Origin of the sequence: Variovorax boronicumulans (assembly GCF_040544675.1) — a bacterium.
GTDB classification, from domain to species: Bacteria; Pseudomonadota; Gammaproteobacteria; order Burkholderiales; family Burkholderiaceae_C; genus Variovorax; species Variovorax boronicumulans_D.
Window position 1 is genome coordinate 435,966 of sequence record NZ_JBEPKK010000002.1, and the last position, 17,966, is coordinate 453,931.

Genomic DNA, 17,966 nt, shown 5'->3' on the forward strand with positions numbered 1-17,966 from the left:
GCGGCTGCTCCTGACAAGTAAAGAGGAGGCCGCCGCGGTGCGCGCGCGGGCCTAGGAGGGTGGCGCGGGCGCCGTGTCGGGCATCAGCGAGAGGCCGCTCGGCGACACGCCGAAGGTCTCCTTGAAGATCGCCGAGAAGTGGCTGGGACTGCGAAAGCCCACCATCTGCGCGGCCTGCATCACGCCGATGCCTTCCTCGCCGATCAGTTGGCGCGCGCGCTGCAGCCGCTGCTTCTGCAGGAAGCTGAAGGCCGAGGTGCCGTAGACCAGCCGGAAGCCCGACTTGAGCTTGTTGTCGTTGATGCCCACGCGCCAGGCCAGCTCGATCAGCGTCGGCGGATCGCGCATTTCGCTGACCAGGATCTCGGCCGCCTGATGGATGCAGGCCAGGTCCGACGCCTTCATGCGCGCGGCCGCGGCGCCAGGCAGCGAGAGCTTGCGCAGCAGCTCGAGCTGCTGCGACCACAGCTCCAGCACCTTGGCCGACAGGTAGTGCCACTGCATGCGCGGCTGGTGCGTGCACTGCACCACCTCGCGCGCCACGCCGAGCATCCATTGCGAAGCCAGGCCGGAGTTGTAGACGCCGTGCCAGAACGAGTTGCCGAGCACGTCGTGCAGGAAGGCCTCGTCGGCCGCCTCCAGCCAGTTCGGGCTCAGGTGGATGGTGAGGAAGCAACCGCGCTCGCCACCCTTGAAGTGGGAGGTGACATGGCTCTCGGTGCGCGACTCCATGCTCGGATAGCGCGCGAACAGCGTCTCGTGACGACTGACGCGCACCGGCTTGCGGCCCGCGGTGACGTTGACCAGGCTGCCTTCGAGGCAGACCGTGAAGCTCAGATTGGGCTGAGCCACCACGTTGGCGTAGATCTCGGTGTCCTCGATGAAGGTCGACTCCATCAGGGCCAGGCTGGCATCGCCCAGCAGCGGTACGATGAACACGCGGCCCTGGCCGTAGCGCGGCGGAATCTGCCACACCTTGCCGCTGGCCGGGGCCGAAACCTCGGACGTGTCGAAGCGTGCCTGTTCCGGGGGCAGGCCGAACAAATCCGCGATGGAAACCCTGTTCTTCAATGCCGCCCGACTCTAGAAGTTGATAATCGTTCTCATTAAGATTTATCGACATTGATTTGTCAAGCATTTCGGGGACCCTGAGGAGGTTGATCTAGAAGGACCGTCGCGCCGAAATCCGGAACGAGGACTGCCTGCGCCACACGCCGTATTCGCTGGCCGCCGAGCCCCAGATGCGCATGACGCCGGCGTCGAAGCGCCACTGGTCGTTCATCTCCCACTGCGCATAGAGTTCCGCCGAGCCGCTGTGATCGCTGGCCTGCAGCACGCCGCGCACACCGGCCTCGACGCTGCTGTCGAAGAAGCGGTCGCGCACCAGATAGGTCAGCCCGTAACGACGCTGGCTGCCGCCGGCATTGAGCGGCGAAGGGGCGAGATGATCGAAGTAGGCCTGCAGATTGGCGTAGGGCCCGTCGTCGAACTGCCGGTCCCAGCCGAGCACCCCGCGAAAGCGCCGCGTACTGCCGACGGTGCCGGTCAGCGTGCCGACGATCGGCGCATCGGGCTCCCACGCGATCTCGCCACGCAGGCCATTGCCGCCGAGCACACCCTGCACCGCCATCCCGAAGGTGCGCACCGGCGGCGCCACGAAGCGCCCGCCGCCGAGCGACAACGGCTCGCGCGCATGGCCCTGGTAGGCGACCATCTCCAGGTCGAGCCCGTTGCCGTAGCGGATCCAGCGCATGCCGTACTCGGGCCGCGCCGGCGTCTGGACCCGCGTGCTCGTCACGCCCGCTTCGCGCTGCCGACGCAGCACATCGGGCTCCCACGGACTCCCCGATTCGGGCAGACGCGCCACACCCGCACGCGGCACCCACACCATCTGCAGCCGGCCGCCGAAGACCTCGCGCTCGACCGTCGCCATCCAGCTCGGCAGGCGCGTGGTGTTGCGCAGGCCGCCCGTGAACGGGTCCGAGAGATCGACCGGGTTGATCAGGTCGAGCACGCTGCGCCCATCGGCCGCGCCCCAGCGCAGGCGCCGGCGCCCCGCGTCGAAACGCCATTCCCCCAGGTCGGCACCCAGCGTCAGCTCGTGAAGCCGGCTGCGCACGGTGGAACTGCGGTAGGTCGCGAGCGGGTCCCAATCGAGGTACCCGGAGGCGAGCACCGAGACATTCCCGATCTTTCCCTGGCTGTCGAGCCAGACCCGCTGGGTCGCGCTCATCGCATGCCCGTCGCCCAGCCGCGAGCGCAGCTGAGTCATGAAGTGTCCCGAGGTCGTCCACTCGTCGGCGCGCGAGGGCAGGGGGCAGATCAGCGTGACGCATGCGATCAGGAGAAGACTAGGACTGTGCCTGCACATTCGAGGGGACTTGTTCGACCGGCACGCGCGGCGGAAAGAGCGTCAGCAGCGCGGGCACCAGCAGCAGGTCGCAAACCAGCGCGCAGAAGAACGCGAACGCCGAGACCAGCCCGAATTCGGCGAGGTCGGTGCTCTGCGAGAACACGAAGGCGCCGAAGCCGATGAACAGCACCGACGAGTTGAACAGCAGCGCGCGCCCGATGTGGCGCACGGTGGCGCGCAGTGCAGCGGCCTGGTCGCCCAACTCCCGCAGGTGCCTGTTGAAGTGGGCGAAGAAGTGCACGTTGTCGTCGACCGCGACGCCGATCACCACCGGCGCCAGCATCATCAGCGGCAGGTGCAGCGGAATGCCCAGCAGGCCCATCAGCCCGAAGGCGAACACCACCGGCAGCACGTTGGGCACCAGAGCGATCAGGCTCAGCCGCACCGAGCGCAGGATCGCCAGCAGCAGCACCGCCACCGCCGCCAGCGCAAGGCCGAAGCTCAGCATTTCGCCCTGCACGATCAGGTCGCACAGCGCCACCACCAGCGCGAAGGTGCCGGCCGCCTCGACGCGCGTGTCGGGCGCCAGGGTGGCCGCGGCTTCCCGGTCGATGAAGGCTTCGAGGTTGCGCAGGTCGCGCGAATCGATGCTGCGGGTGCGCACGGTCATGCGCGCCTGCGAGCCGTCGAAGGACATCAGGCGCTCCAGCGACCTGCCGCCGCTGGTCTCGTACAGGAACAGGTACTCCGCCGCCTGCGCCGCCGAGTCGGGCAGCTTGTGCCAGGCCGGCGCGTCGCCGTGCAGGGCCTGGTTGGTGCGGGCCACGACGTCGGCCAGCGAGCGGGTCTCGGTCACCAGTGGATGGGTTTCGACGCGCGCCTGCAGAGCGGCCATGCGGCGCAGGAAGTCGAGGTCGCGCACGCCTTCCGGCTTCGGCGCGGTGAGCACGATCTCCACCGCCATCGCGCCCTTCATGCGCTCGTCCATCAGCTCGTAGGACAGGCGCAGCGGCGCGCCGCGCGGGAAGCTCTCGACGGTCTTGGTCTGCGGCTCGACGCTGTGCGCGGCGCTGACCGCGAGCACGGCCACGGCCAGGAACGCGAGGGCGACTGCGAGCGGCCGCGCCATCGCGAAACCGACGATGCGCTGGAGCACGCGCTCCAGCCGCCCCTCGCGCTGCTGCACGGTCCGCGCCTTGCGCAGCGGACGGCCCGTGGCCAGCATGGCGGGCGCCAGCACCAGCGACAACCCCGCGGCCAGCACGATGCCCACGGCCGCAAGCACGCCCAGCTGGTTGATCGGCTTCAGCGGCGCGCCGCCGAAGGCGAGAAAAGCCGCGACGTTGGTCAGCGTGGTGAGCATGATCGGCACCGCCACCCGTTCGAGCGAGCGCACCACCGCATTCGGATGCGGCGTGCCGCCCTCCAGCTCCTGCTGGTAGTCGGCGATGACATGCACGCTGTCGCAGATGCCGATGCTGACCAGCAGTGTGGGCAGCATGGCCGCCAGGCCCGTCATCGGCCAGTCGAACACCGCTGCCAGCGCGAACGTCCAGACCACCGACAGCGTCATCACCACCAGCGGAATCAGCGCGGCCTTCACGCTGCGCAGCAGCACCAGCAGCATGACGCCGAACAGCACCAGCCCGATCAGCCCGAAGCGGCCGATCTCCTCGCCCACCAGCTTGTCGAAGGCCTCGCCCAGGACGGGGCCGCCGATCAGGTGGACCTTGAGGTCGGGGAACTGCGCGACGATCTTGCCCACGGCCGGGCCGACTTCCTTGCGCTGCAGCTCGCGGTCGCCGGGGTAGGCCTTGAGCTCCACGACGATGGCCGTGAGCGTGCCGTCGTTCGACACGAAGCGACCCGCGAGCGCTTCATCGCCGAGTGCGCGCGTGCGCAGCTTCGCGAGGTCTTCGGGCGTCGAGGGAATGTCCTTGAAGAGCGGCCCCACATGCAGCGTCTCGCCCTCGGCGCTCATGACTTCGGCCGAGCCCAGCCAGGTGACTTCGCGCATGTAGGGCGTGCCTTTTTCCAGCGCGACGGCCAGCGCCTTGACGCGGCCCAGCAGCGCGCTGTCGAACACGTTCTTGTTCTCGACCAGCACCACCACGCTGTCGTCGTTGCCGAAGGTGCGCTCGAAGCGCTTGACCGCAAGCAGCCGCGCATCGTCCGGCGCGAAGTACGAGGACTCGCTTTCCTCGAAGCGCAGGTGCGACAGCTGCATGCCCAGGATGACGGTGAGGAGGGCAACGATCGCGAACACGGCATAACGTCCGCTGACGATGCGCTGTGCCCACCGGCTGCGCCAGCCTGGCGGTGATGAGGGGCTGTTCATGTTCGTTCCGAGCGGGCAGGAAGGGATGTGAAACCGGGAGAAAAAGGGTCCGCGCGCAAGGCTCTAGCTCGGCCGGCGCGGGGTGAGCAGTGACCGTAACTGCGAACGGTTCTCAGCAACCGGCCGGAGTGTTCATGCCGGCTCAGAGCGGGCCACGAACGGCGCGCGGAACGCGCCAATGCTGCAAGAATCTCGCGCCAGATCCGTTGGTTGGATTGGGCTCCCGCGGTTAAGCCACCGGGCTCCTCGGCGCCAAGCCGGCTGACCGGCCCCTTCAAGCAACCGAAGAAGAAGAGCGTCTTCTCGTGCGGAGCATCTTTTTTCCACGCCCTCTGAGAAAGGGGCCCGGAAGATTCTCAGAAAAGATGCGTAACGTGCCGCCAATGTTGAGACAGCGTTGCATCTACCCAGAGAACCTACAGAGGCTGCCCCGCAGCCGCGCTACCCCAACGAAGCCGGCTCCGAATCCCCCGCCACGAACGGCGCCCCCTGACGCGGTGCCTTCAACGGCAGCCACAGCCGAAAGCGCGTCCCGCCTTCCGCCGCTTCCCAGGTCACTTCGCCCCCGATGGCGCGCGCGCGCCGCACCATGTTCGACAGCCCGTGCCCCGTGGCACCCTCGGGCTGGGCGGTGAAGCCGCGGCCGTTGTCGACCAGGATCACCGCCACGCCGTCCGCCTCGCGCGCTGTCGCCACGCGCAGCTCGGTGGCGCCCGCGTGCTGCATCACGTTCGAGATGCCCTCCTGCAGGATGCGCAAGATGTGCAGCGCGCTGCGCGGGTCCAGCCATTCGAGCGGCGGCACGTCGATCACTTCCCAGCGCAGGCGGAGGCTCGAATCGCGCAGCCGCGGCAGCAAGCGGTAGCGCAGGGTCGCCAGCAGCAGCAGCAGGTCGGCCTCCACCGGCTCCAGCGAATCGACGGTGAGCTTCAGGTCGTCGATGCATTCGCGCAGCACCAGCGCCATCTGCGGCTCGCTGAGCTTGCCGGCCTCGGCCACCTTCAGCGCGCTGATCAGCTGCGAGCCCATGCCGTCGTGGATGTCCTGCATCAGCCGCTGGCGTTCGCGGCTCAGGGTTTCGCGCTGCTGCACCTCGCGCAACTGCGCATAGTTGGCGGCCAGTTCGGCCTCGCGTTCCCGCAGGCGCTCGGCCAGGTGCGCGTTGGCGCGCTCCACGTCGTCGACCGCGCCGACATAGCGGCGCAGGATGATGTAGATGAACATCAACAGGCGGGCCGTCGTCGACACGGGCCAGAGGTAGATGTCCTCCGGGCTCACGAAGTAGTTCTGCATCAGCCAGTCGTGGATGGCCACCGGCAGGTCGACGATGCCGACCAGCGAGGCCAGGATGCCCTCGCGCGAGCCCTGCCGCCACGCGGCCCAGGCGATGATCAGCACGGCCGGGATGCCCGCCAGGATGGTCAGGAGGTACGACAGCGGCGCCAGCGCATCCATGCCGGGCAGCACCTGCAGCAGCGGCATCGTCACCGTCCAAGACAGCGCCAGCAGCACCAGCAGCGCGCGCCCCACCCAGCGCGGTGCGCGCGGCACCAGCGTCGCGACGAAGAAGAACCAGGTCACGAGCAGCGCGTTGACCGAGTTGACCGTGATCCAGCCGAACCACGCCGAAGGAATCGGCAGCGGCTCCAGCCCCATGTAGTAGTGCAGCCCGCGCAGCACCATGAACAGCGTGTACAGCGCAAACAGCAGGTAGATGCTCTCGCGGCGGCGCAGGAGCCACACCGAGAACGCGAACAAGCCCAGGCCCATCACCGCGATGCTCATGACCTCGGAGATGCGCGACTGCAGCGCGCGGCGCCACTGGAAGCGCGGCTCCAGCGCGGGCTTGGCGCCGACCCACGCGGTGGAGACGGCGCCGCCGGCGCTCGTGAGGCTGTCGATGCGGATGCGCAAGGTGCGCGGCGCGCGGCTTCCGTCGCCTTCCTGGCCGTCGGCCGGCATCCAGAGCGGAAAGTTGAAGGCGTTCCACACCGTGTCGCCCGCCGACTTGTAGATCAGCCGCTCGTCCGCATACACCGCGACGCGGCCGATGGTCTGCCAGCGCGGCAGGTAGAAGAACGCGTTCTCTGCCTGCACGCCGCGCAGGTCGAGTTCGATCCAGGTGCGCAGCCAGGCGTCGGTGCCGGCTCCCGGCACGACGGCGCGCGGCCAGGTGTAGGGCAGGGCGACCGGCTTCCAGTCGCCCGCGAGCGCAGCCGCATCGAGCTGCCGAGGCGGATCGCCAGTGGGCGCCTCGATCGGCTGTGTGAGCACGCGCGCCCTGGTGAAGTGCTGGACGTTCTGTGCATTCGCATCGGGTACATCCGGCAGCGCGATCGCAGCGGACGGTCCCGCGAAGAACGCGGCGGCCGCCACCATCACCAGCAGCAGCAAGGCCGCCAGGCCGCGCCTAGGGCGCCAGAAGACCCTGGCTTCGGGCTTCATGGATGGCTTCGACCTGCGAGCGCACTTCCAGCTTGGCGTAGATGCGCCGCACGAAGCTCAGCACGGTGTTGCGCGTCACGTCCATCAACCCGGCGATCTCCTCGTAGCTGAAGCCCTTGGTGATGTATTCGAGCACTTGCCGCTCGCGCGGCGAGAGCTGCGCCTGTTCGGCGGCGGGCACTCCGGCCGCTGGGCTCGGGGGCGTGCCCGCCTGCTTGAAGCGCGTGAGCAGCTGGCGCGCGATGAGCGGGCTGATCGGGCTGCCGCCGGCCTGCGCGGCGCGGATCTCCTCGACGATGTGGCGCGGCGAGCTGTCCTTGAGCAGATAGCCGGTGGCGCCGGCTTCCAGGCTCTGCATCACATGCGCCTCGTCGCCGAAGGACGTGCTGACCACCACGGCGCAGTCGGGCCACGCCGCCTGCGCCGCGCGAATCACCTCGACGCCCGAGCCGTCGGGCAGGCCCAGGTCCACCACCAGCACCTGCGCGGCCGGCAGGCGCAGCATCGCGCGCGCCTCGCGCACGCTGCGGGCCACGCCGTGCAGTTGCAGCCCCTCGGCGGCGCGAATCGCCGTCGCCAGCGCCTCGGCGATCTGCGGGTCGTCTTCAACGAAGGCGACCTGGATCGTTGGCGAGGCGGGGAGATTCGGCATGACGGGCGGCTTGGAGGTGCAGGATTGTCACCGAATGTCACTCGTCGCGCTCACTGGAATGCCGCCTTCGCCACCGGCGCGCGGCCCTCCCAACAGCGGCAGCACTGCGGCGCGGGCCGCGCGTGCGCCCCTTCTACTTGACCGACATCGTCAATGGCGTCTGCGCGACCGAGCCGTTCGACTGCGGCACGTTCACCATCACCTGGATGTCGCCCTTGAAGCCCGCGGGCGGCGTGCCCGAGACCTTGCCGGTCTTCGGATCGAAGCTCAGCCACGACGGCAGCGGCTTGCCGTCGGTCATGGTGGCGGTGACGCGCGTGCCCTTGGGCAGCTGGCTGGGCAGCGGCACCTGGGCGGCGACGGTTGCCACCCCGCTCCTCGTGTTGGAGACGACCGTCATCGCGCCCAGGTTGGTCTGCTGCTTGCTCTTGTCGTTCTGCACGTCGACGTTGAAGGTGCCGGAGCCGTTGCCGCCGCTGAGCTGCTGGTGGGTGATGGTCTTCTCGGTCTCGGGCGGCGTCGACGCGGCGGCCGGTGCGGGAGAAGTGGTGGCGGGCGACGTGGTGACCGCAGTGGTCGCAGGCGTTGCGGCGGGCTTGGACGCGGGCGCCACCCCCGGCACCCATGCGGGCCCGGCAGCCGGGGCCGGCGAGGTTGCCGGCGTGGCCGGGGTGGTCTGCGCGGCGGGCGTGCTTGTGGGCGCGGTTGTGGGCGTGCCCGCCGGTGCCGCCGTACCGCCGGTGGTCTTGGGCCGCGTGCCCTTCTTCTCGGTGTCCTCGCTCGCGCCGGCCGCCGCGAACTGCGCGCCGAAGGCAAAGCCCTTGGTCGTGCTGACCGCGTCCTTCATGACGACGTTGCCGCCGGCCTCCACCGAGGTCGGTGCCGCGCCGCTGGCCTGCGTGCCCGTCATCGTGGTGTCGCCGCCGGAGCTGAAGCCGACCTTGCCGCCCTTGCTCTCGAAGGTGGCGCCGGTGGCGGTGTCGCTCCTGGACATCTCCACGCCGCCCGAGGCCGAGGCGCCGCCGCCGAAGCCCTGCACGCCGCCGCCGGCCGTGGCCGCCACCGACACCTGGAATGCGCTGCTGTCGGTCTTGCCGCCCGCGGCCTGGATGTCCAGGTTGCCGCCGGCCGCTGTCTTGATGTCGCCGGCCGCTGTCACCTGGGTGCCGACCAGGGTGGTGTCGCCGCCGGACTTGAGCGACACGCCCTGGCCGCTCGCGATGGTGGCGACCTGGTCGCGCCGGCCCGAGGTGTTCGACTGCCCGTAGTCGATGCTGCCGCTGGCGCTGACCTGGTTGACGCCCGCCGTCGCGGAGGCGGTGACGCCGGCCGAGCGGGTGCCGGTTTCGAAGGTGTCGCGCGCGGCGTCGATCTTCAGTGCCCCACCCGCGGCGATGTCGACCGGGCCCGCGGCCGCGAGCGTGGTGCCTTCCAGGCGGGCGTCGTTGCGCGTCACGATGGTGATGCCCCCCGTGCCCGCATCGATGCTGCCCGCCACCGCCGTGCTGGTCTTCGAGCCCGACTGGCTGTAGTTGCCGTAGCCGCTCCCGGTGCCGGTCGAATTCACAAGGTCGACGTTGAGCGCGCCGCCGGCGCCGGCGGCCATGCTGTCGGTGCGGGTGGTGTTGCCCGCCGCCTGGAAGTCCAGCGAGCCGGCCTCGATGTTCACGCCCTTGCCCGCCTGGATCTTGGTGCCCTCGAACACGGTCCGGTTGTTCGACGTGCTGTTGAAGTTGCCGCCGACCTGGATGGTGCCCTGGCGCGCGGTGCTGCTCGACGACGAATCGCTCGTCGTGCCCACGTCGAACGACATGGTGATGCCCGCGCCGGCCATGGCACCCGCGCCCAGCCCGGAATTGCCCTTGCTCACCTGGTTGGCGGAGCCGGTGTCCGCCGCCGCTGCCGCGCCGGGTGCCGCGGGCGCGGCGGCGGGTGCGTTCGCGGCCGTGGTGGCGCCGGCGCCGGTCGCGGCGCCCGCACCGGTCGTGCCGCCTGTTCCGGCTGTACCGCCGGGGCCCGCCGTGGCGCCCGCCCCCGCACCCGTGCCGGGGACGCTCATGCCGGGCGTCACCTTGGGTGCGGCCTGCGTGTTGGCCTTGGGGTCCTGCGTGGTGGTCGCCTTGCCCCTGTGCTCCGCGCGGCCCTGGGCCTGCGCGTTCGCACTCGACTCGGCGTAGAAGCCGGTCTTGGTCTCGAAGCTGGTGCTGCTGGAACTGCTGCTGTGCGTGTCGCGGGCGGCGCTGCTCAGGATCTGCTCGGCCGACTGGTCCAGGTTGCCCTTCACCACGATGTCGGTGCCGACGTCGGCGATGGTGCCGCGCGCGGTGCGCGTGAGGTTGCCGCCCGCTTCGATCTTCGACACGCTGGCCCTGGTGTCCGTCGTCTGGCTGTTCGACAGCGTGAAGTTGGTGTACGAGCCCACCTCGCCCCGCACGCCCGCGTCCGCCGTCGAGCCCACGGCCGAGCCGGCGCCGGTGGCCGCGCTGGCCTGCGTGTCGGCGCTGCCGCCAGCGCTGGCGTAGAAGCCGCTGGCGGTCTGCATGCTCTGGACCTTCGTCTCGCGCACGTCCTCGGCCGCCCGGGTGATGAGATTGCCGGCCTTCAGCACCATGTCGCCGCCGGAGGCCACGCGCGAACCCTCCACCGTCATCGTGTCGTTGACGTTGGCCTGCAGGCCCTTGCCCGCCGTGAGGTTGGAGCCGACATGCGTCACCGCGCGCGTCTGCGTGTCGACGACGGACTGCTCCATGTAGCTCACGCGGTTGTCGGTCGATGCGCCGACGTTGGCGCCCGTGCCCGCGTTGCCGCCCGGCATGCCCTGGCCCGATGCCGAACTGCTCGCCGTGGCGCCGGTCGAGCCCTGGTTGCCGGTGCTGCTCATGAGCCCGACATTGCTGGTGTTGACGTTGGTGTGCGAGCTTTGGGTGTTCTGCCCGGCCAGCACGTCGAGCCGGTCCGCGTTGACGAGCAGGCTGCCGTCGGAGGCCACGTTGGAGCCCTTCAGCGTGACCGTGCCGCTGGCGTCGATCTGCCCGTTGCCGCCGAAGTGGATCACCGCGGCGAGGTTGCGCGTGTCGCTGGTGTCCGTCACCTTGATCTCGTGCGAAACCGCCGCCACGCCGGCCGAGGCACTGGCGCCGCCGCCGGCGCCCGCGCCTGCGTTGGCCTGCGCGGCGCCCCTGCCTGCGCCCGCGGCGGCCACCGTGCCCGCTTCGGTGCTGGTGCGGGTCGAAGGCCCGCCGACGCTGCCGCCGGCCTGGTTGGAGCCGACGATCTTGCCGATGCCGGTGGTCACGTCGCGCCGGTGCGAGGTGTCGCTGTTGGTGCCGGCCAGCACGTTGACGTTGGTGCCGGCCACGTAGCCGTCCTTCGCGATCGCCAGCACCGAGCCCTGCAGCGTCACGTCGCGGCCGGCCATCACCGCGCCGTCGCCGCCTGTTTCCACGCTGCCGCCGTTGTTGCGCGTCGAGACGTCGCGGATGGTCGTCTTCTGCACGCCGAAGGCGGCGCCGCCCACGCCGATGCCCGAGCGCTTGCGGCTGATGTCGGTGGTGGTGGTGTTGTCGCGCGAGACGATGTTGACGTCGTTGCCGGCCTGCAGCACGGCATTGCCCGCCACCTTCACCTGGCTGCCCGCGATCGTGATGTCGCGGCCCGCGCCCATTGCGAGGTCGCCGCCCACCTCCAGCTGCGAGCCGACCTGCTTCACCGTGGTGACGGTGGTGGTCTTGGTGCTGGAACCGAAGAGGCTGGAGGAGCGCTTGACCGTGGTGCTGCTGCTCTTGTCCTGAAGGGTGTCGAAGGCGATGTTGCCGCCGGCCGCCAGCACCGCGTCGCCGCCGGCCGACACCCTGGCGCCGGCCACCGCGATGTCGCGCTTGGCGCTCAGCACCAGTGAATCGGTGGCCTCGATGGTGGCGGTCTTGCCGATCTGCGTGCTGCTGTTCTTCGCAGTGCCGGTGGTCACCGCCGTGGTGCGGTTGACGATGCTGCCTGCCGAGGAGGCCAGCGCCACGTTCGTGCCCTTGATGGTGCCCGAGACGTTCCGGATGTCGCCCACCGCAACCACCTTCAGCGTGTTCGACGCGACGATGGTGCCGCCGGTGTTGGTGAGCGCGGTGAGGTTCAGGCTGGCGTCCTTCACCGAGATCACGCTGCCCTGGAGCACGCTGCTCTTCGTCGCGGCCGACAGGTACACCACCGGCGCGAGCACGACCTTGCCGCCGATCTCGGTGGCCACCATCCACACCATGTCGTGCTTGAGCGAAGCCTGTTGCTCCGGCGTGAGGGCCACGCCGTAGACAAGCTTGAGGTCGGTGCTCTGCTGCGCGGCGCTGTCCATCAGTCCCTGCATCTGGGCGCCGGCGTTCTGGTAGCCGTCCAGCACGTCCTCGCCGGTGCGCGCAATCAGCTGCTGCTTGACCAGGAAGGCCTCGTAGCTCGCGTCGCCCAGGCGCAGCACGGCCTGGTCGGGGCTGAAGCCGAGCAGGCCGGCAAGGTAGTCGGAGCCGACCGTCGTGGGCGCAACCTGGAACAGCGGGTTGCTCTGCACCAGGTAGCGCGCCTCCGGGTCCCGCGCGATCACGAAGAAGCCGTTGGGGTTGGTCGGCAGCGTGATGCGGATGCCCCCGAACGAGGTGCCCGACACGCCGTTGGCCGCGTTGGCGGCCAGCGTGCCGGCGGTCACCGGCCGGATGGTGGCGGTGCCGCCGGCGGCCACGGTGCCGGACGTGGGCGCGCGGCCGCTGGCGGTGCCCGCGCCGCCGGCGGGGGCGGCGGCTGTGGGGGTGGCGAGGGCACCGCCGCCCACCGACGTGGACGCGCCGGTTTCTGCGGCCACTGCGGTCGCCGTGGGCTCCGGCTTCGGATCGACCGGCCTGGCCGGGCCGGCCGTCATCGCCTTCAGGTTCTGCGCCGTCGGCGCGGGCGTGCTCAGGCCGTTGTTGATGAGCTCGAATCCGCTGCCGATGAGGGTGTCGGCGTAGACCCCGCCGCCCACGGCGATGCCGCTCGGGGGCGTGGCCGGCAATATCCGGCCGTTGAACATGGCCTCTTCCTTCGTGGCCCAGGCTTTGGTCCCCGGGAAGGCACAAAGCGACAGGCATCCGGAGAACCACTGCCCGTTGGACTGGTAGTAGTAGGTCGAGCCGTTCGAAGCGGCGGGCAACGCGAGCGCGTCGTTGGTGAATGCCGCCGCGGCGCCCTGGCCCGTCAGGCTCAGGTTGTTGGCCGACAGCACCGCCCCGAGGTTGAAGAACTTGTTGAACCGCGCCACGACCGAGCCCGCGGTGATCTGCGCCTTGATGCCCGGCGTCGTCGCATAGCCCGGCGCCGACGACCACACCGTCTGATAGACGGCCGGCGGCACGTTGGGTTGGGAGATAAGCACCTCCTGGCCGTAGGTCAGGTTGGTCTGCCGCGTATCGCCGCCCAGCACTTCGTTGCGGATCGTCGTGGCCGTGAGGTTGACGGTGCCCGGCGTGCTGATGGTGCTGTTGTTGACGATGGTCTTCGCGCTCAGCGTGATGCCGGTGCCCGCGTCCATCGTGCCCAGGTACTGGGTCGAGTTGGCCGCGTTGGTGATGGTGCCGGCGGCGGCGTAGCCGTAAAGCGTGCCGCCCGCATACAGCGCGCCCTGGTTCAGCAGGTTGCCCGTGGTGGCGTTGACGGTCAGGTCGCCCAGCGCCGCGATGCCGCCGGTGCTGGTGTTCGTGATCGAGGTTCCGCTCAGGCTGAAATTGCTCGCCGAAAAGATCAGGCCGATGTTGTTGAAGCCGCCCGGGCCGGTCACGGACAGGCCGCTGTAGGTCTGCGCGCCGGTGTCCAGGCTGCCCATCGAGGCCATGATGCGGCTGGTGCTGTCGGCCTGCGTCAGCGTGTCGGTGCTGATGCCCATCACGCCGTTGCTCTGCAGCACCGCGCCCTTGCCGAGCGTCAGGCTGCGCAGCGAGAAATCCATCGCGTTGGCGGTCAGCTGTTGGCCGTCGTTGAGCATGAGGTTCGCACCCGCGAGCCTCAGGGTGCCGGCGGCGTAGAGCTTGCCCTCCGGCGTGAAGTCGAAGAAGGTGCCGCCGGTGCGGCTCGAGATCGACACATCGCCTTCGCTCACGATGCTGCCCGCGCCGTGCACCCCGCCGGCCAGGACACGCAGCGCCAGGTCGCCCGCCGATTGCAGCGTGCCGCTGTTGTCGATGCGCGCGCCGGAGAGCTCCATGCTGCCCGAGGCGGTGGTGCCGAAGGTGATCGTGCCTGCGTTGGTGATGTTGCCGACCGCGAACACGCTGCCCACCGCGGAACTGCCGTTCTGGATCGTGCCTTCGTTGAGCAAAGTGTTGCGCGACTCGAAGTCCAGGCGGTCGCCCAGCATCAGGCTGCCGGCGCCGCTGTTGCGCATGCCGGCCTGCGAGTAGGTCTTGAGCGTGCCGCCGGCCTGCAGGGTGCCGGCGTTGACGAAGCTGTCGGCCGCGCCGGTGTCGGTGTTGGCGCCGATGGTGAGATTGCCGCCCGCGACGATCGTGGCGTTGCCGGCCGGGTCGCCTGGGGCTTGCGTGTTGTCGATGGTGCCCACGCCGAAGGCGGCATGGCCCACGGTCTGGATGTCGCGCGTGTTGGTGAGCGCGCCGCTGAGGGTGACGTACGAATACGAGCTCGCGTCCTCGGAGCCGAGCAGCCACACGCCGTCGTTGCGCAGGCTCGTGCCCGTGATCGTGGTGCCCTTGGCCGACTCGATGCGCGCGCCGGCCGCGTTGACCAGCGCCGCGCCCTGCAGCGTCATGGTGTTGTCGCTGTAGATGGCGCCGGTGTTGTTGAGCGACCCGCTGCCGCCGCCGGCGCGGTCGGCCATGTCGACCAGCTGCTTGCCGTAGATCGTGCCGCTGTTGGCGATGGTGCCGTTCACCCGCAGCGTGACGCCGCCGTCCCGGGCGTTGACGGTGCCTCGGTTGTCCAGGCCGTTGGGCTCCAGGCTCGTGCCGCTGGAACTCAGCGCCACGCTGTTGCCCGCGAGCAAGGCGCCCACGCCGTTCCGCAGGCTGCCGCTGCTCGCCAGGCTCAGCGCCTGGCCGGCCTGGAGGGTGGCGCCGGCCTGGTTGTCGATCGCGCCGGCGGGCGCGTTGACGCTCAGGTTGCCGACGGCGGACACCGTGCCGCCGTTCGTCAGCGTGCCGCTCATGCCCAGGTTGCGCCCGCTTTGCAGCGTGCCGCTGTTGTTCGTGTTCGCGCCGATGGCCAGCGCGTCGTCGACGGCACCGGCCTGCGTCGACAGCAGCCAGGTGCCGGCGTTGTCGACGAAGTTGCCTGTCACCGTGCTGCCGTCGGCGGCCTGGATCCAGGCCTTGCTGGCGTTGCTCACGCTGTTGCTGGCAATCGTCATGCGGCCGCCGGCCAGCAGGCTGCCGGTGCCGGTGTTCAGCAGCTGGTTGACCGCACCCGCGCCCACGCCCGCGATGCCGAGGTCTTGCGCGGCACTGACCGTGCCTTCGTTCTGCACGGTGTTCTGGCTGCGCAGCGTGACGCTGCCCGTGTTGGCCGCGACGGTGCCGTTGTTGAAAAGCGTGTCTTGCGATGCAAGTGCGACCGCGCCCCCGTTGCTCACGATGTTGCCGCGGTTGGTGAGGGCGCGCGTCTGCGCGCTCAGATCCTGCTGCGCCGCGAGGTCACCGTTGTTGACGAGCTCGTCGCCCGCATCGAGCGAAAGCCCGCCCGCCCGCGCCGCGACCACGCCGTCGTTGGCGAGCGTGCCGGTGCTCGCCAGCGCCACGTTGCCGTTCGTGCTCACCAGGTTGCCGCTTGCCGTGTTGGCAAAGCTGCCCGCCCGCGCCCCCAGATTCAGCGCGGCCGTGACGAAGCTGTTGTTGGTGAGCACGCCGCCTGCATCGAGCTGCACCGCGCCGGCGGTGGCGACGATTTCGCCGTCGTTGGTGAGCGCACCGGTCGATCCCAGGACGACGTTGCCGCTGTCGCTCACCATGTAGCCGGCGGCGGTGTTGAGCAGGCCGCCCGCCTGCACGTTCAGCGCCTGCTTCGCGGCAAGGTTGCCGCTGTTGGTGAGCAGGCCGCCGGCCGTGAGCGTGGCGCTGCCCGTTTCGGCGAGCACGGTGCCGACGTTGTCGAAGGCCTTGGCGGTGGTGAGGATCACCGCGCCCTGGCCGCTGCCGATGTCGGCGCCCGCGCGGTTGTCGATGCTGTCGGCCTGGACCTGGGCGGTCTGCGCCGCGCCCACGTAGCCGTTGTTGTCCAGCGCGCCGGCGAGCGTCATGCCCAGCGATCCCGTCACGGCGGAGATCGCGCCCGTGCCGCGGTTCGTCACGTCCGTGGCGACGATGGTGTTGTCGCCTGTCGAGGCTTGCAGGTAGCCGCTGTTGTCGATGCTGCCCGCCTGGATGCCGAGCCCCGCGCCCCCGATGACCTTCGCGCTGTTGTCGAGCAGGCCGGCGACCGTGAGCGTTTGCGCGCCACCGGACTGCATGACATTGCTGTTGCTGAGCGTGGAGGCTTTGGCGTTCAGCGCCTGGCCGGCGAGCATGAGGCCGGCGTTGTCGACGCGCTGGCTCGCGCCGCCCGCGGCATCGGCCAGCGAGAGATCGCGCCCGGCATTGAGCGTGCCGCTGTTGTCGATGGCCGTGCCGGCGCGCACCGCCACGCTGCCCGCGTCGGCGGTGACGATGCCTGCACTGCGCAAGCCCAGGCCGGCATTGATCGCGATGTCGCCGCCGGTGCTTTGCACGCCGCCGTTGCTGCTGGCTGCGATCTGCGTCGCGCCCGCGCTGTCGAGCCGGATGCCGTTGGCGGCCACGATGGCGGCCGTGCCCAGGCCCAGGTCGCCCACCGTTGCACGCGCAGCCAGCGTGTTGCCCGACTGCAGCACCACGCCGTCGCCCAGCGCGACGGTGCCCGCGCCCGCATCGAGGTTGTTGCCGGCCTGCACGCTGCTGCGCGTGAGCAGCGCGCTGCCGAGGCCGCCGGAAACGATCGCGTCGCGCGTTGCGCCCAGCCTGCTGTCGGTAAGCGCCAGCGTGAGCGCGCCCGCATCGGCGGCGGCGGTGGTCACGCGCAGGTCCTGGCCGGCGACGAGCTGGCTGCCGTCGATGGCCACCGCCCCTTGCCCGGCCGCGACCGCGATGTCGCGGTTGGCCGTGAGGCTGGCGCCCGACAGCGCGATGGTCGAGGCGGCCGGCCCGGTGGCTGCAATGGCGATGTCGCGCTGCGCCGAGATGCGATTCACCAGCTCGATGCGGCCCGCCGCCGTGAGCGTGAAGTCGTCGGCCGTGGCCGCGGCTTCGCCGAGCATGCGCACGCCGACGCCGGCCTCGGTGGCGCTGATGCGGATGCGGTTGGCATACATGCCGCCCAGCGCGGTGCTGTCGATGGCGTAGCTGCCGGTGGCGCCGACCGCGCCCGCGTTGCCGGTGACGGTGCGGCTGGCGTAGTCCCAGTTGTTGGTGCCCGCCGCAAGGCCGAGGTCACCGGTGCGCACCGCGCCGTCGATGCGCACCGTGCGCGCCACCAGGTCCAGGATCTGTTGCGCGGTCGCGTTGAGCCCGCTGCCGTTGACGAGGATGTCGCCCTGCTGCACCGAGAAGCCGCGCAGGCTGCCGTCCGCGTTGAGCGTCGGCAGGCCGGTGGTGAGCGTCACGCGGTCGGTGTTGAGAAAGCCGCAGCCCGAGCAGGTGATGCCGTAGGGGTTGGCCAGCACCACGTCGGCCTTGCCGCCGAGCACTTCGGTGAAACCGGCCAGCGTGCTGCGGTTGTTCGAGGTCACCTCGTTGAGGATGATGCGCGCCCCGGCGCCCAGGTTCGGGTTGGCCGCCACCTGGCCGTTGGCCAGCACCGAGGCCCAGGCGGCCTGCGCCGCGTTGCCGTTGTTGAGCACCAGGCCGGCGGCGTTGACGTTGAAGCTCTGGTAGCGGTTGTGCGAGAGCCCGGCTGCATTGGGCGCGTTGATGTTGATCACCGTCGCACCGTTGGGCGCAAGGAAGGCGCGCAACGCGCCGCCCGCGGGAACGGCCGAAGGCTGCGCCTGCGCGTGACAAAGGGCGGGCAGCAGCAGGCCGGCGGCGACGGCGCTCAGCATCGCGGTGCTCGCGCTCTTTCCCTTGCCCCGGCCGCGGGCGGTCTCGCACACGGCGGTCCACAGGCCCAGGCTGGTATTCCAGACGACACGGTAAATGTGATTCATG

Annotated in this window: 6 protein-coding genes; all 6 read right to left on the bottom strand. The window is 70.1% G+C overall.

The features are described from left to right. Window positions 1-51 precede the first annotated feature (51 nt). Window positions 52-1,071: a helix-turn-helix transcriptional regulator gene (locus ABIC90_RS05125; protein ID WP_354352973.1), complete on the bottom strand. Its 1,020-nt coding sequence runs from the start codon at window positions 1,069-1,071 to the stop codon at window positions 52-54. Between the two features lie 91 nt (window positions 1,072-1,162). Next, window positions 1,163-2,272: a hypothetical protein gene (locus ABIC90_RS05130; protein ID WP_354352974.1), complete on the bottom strand. Its 1,110-nt coding sequence runs from the start codon at window positions 2,270-2,272 to the stop codon at window positions 1,163-1,165. A gap of 79 nt (window positions 2,273-2,351) precedes the next feature. Next, window positions 2,352-4,691 carry an efflux RND transporter permease subunit gene (locus tag ABIC90_RS05135; RefSeq protein ID WP_354352975.1) on the bottom strand — a complete coding sequence of 780 codons (2,340 nt, stop codon included), beginning with the start codon at window positions 4,689-4,691 and terminating at the stop codon, window positions 2,352-2,354. 441 nt (window positions 4,692-5,132) lie between these two features. Continuing rightward, the gene (locus ABIC90_RS05140; RefSeq protein WP_354352976.1) at window positions 5,133-7,136 is read right to left on the bottom strand and encodes a sensor histidine kinase; all 2,004 of its coding nucleotides are present in this window, start codon (window positions 7,134-7,136) and stop codon (window positions 5,133-5,135) included. Then, window positions 7,102-7,788 (bottom strand): response regulator transcription factor, encoded by a 687-nt coding sequence (locus ABIC90_RS05145; protein ID WP_354352977.1) that lies wholly within the window; start codon window positions 7,786-7,788, stop codon window positions 7,102-7,104. The genes ABIC90_RS05140 and ABIC90_RS05145 overlap by 35 nt, the downstream gene beginning before the upstream one ends. Before the next feature lie 133 nt (window positions 7,789-7,921). Next, the gene (locus tag ABIC90_RS05150; RefSeq protein WP_354352978.1) at window positions 7,922-17,965 is read right to left on the bottom strand and encodes a two-partner secretion domain-containing protein; all 10,044 of its coding nucleotides are present in this window, start codon (window positions 17,963-17,965) and stop codon (window positions 7,922-7,924) included. Window position 17,966 lies beyond the last annotated feature (1 nt).

Coding starts and splice junctions, on each gene's coding strand:
- ABIC90_RS05130 (WP_354352974.1), bottom strand. CDS start 2,272: ATGACTCAGCTGCGCTCGCGGCTGGGCGACGGGCATGCGATGAGCGCG.
- ABIC90_RS05135 (WP_354352975.1), bottom strand. CDS start 4,691: ATGAACAGCCCCTCATCACCGCCAGGCTGGCGCAGCCGGTGGGCACAG.
- ABIC90_RS05140 (WP_354352976.1), bottom strand. CDS start 7,136: ATGAAGCCCGAAGCCAGGGTCTTCTGGCGCCCTAGGCGCGGCCTGGCG.
- ABIC90_RS05145 (WP_354352977.1), bottom strand. CDS start 7,788: ATGCCGAATCTCCCCGCCTCGCCAACGATCCAGGTCGCCTTCGTTGAA.
- ABIC90_RS05150 (WP_354352978.1), bottom strand. CDS start 17,965: ATGAATCACATTTACCGTGTCGTCTGGAATACCAGCCTGGGCCTGTGG.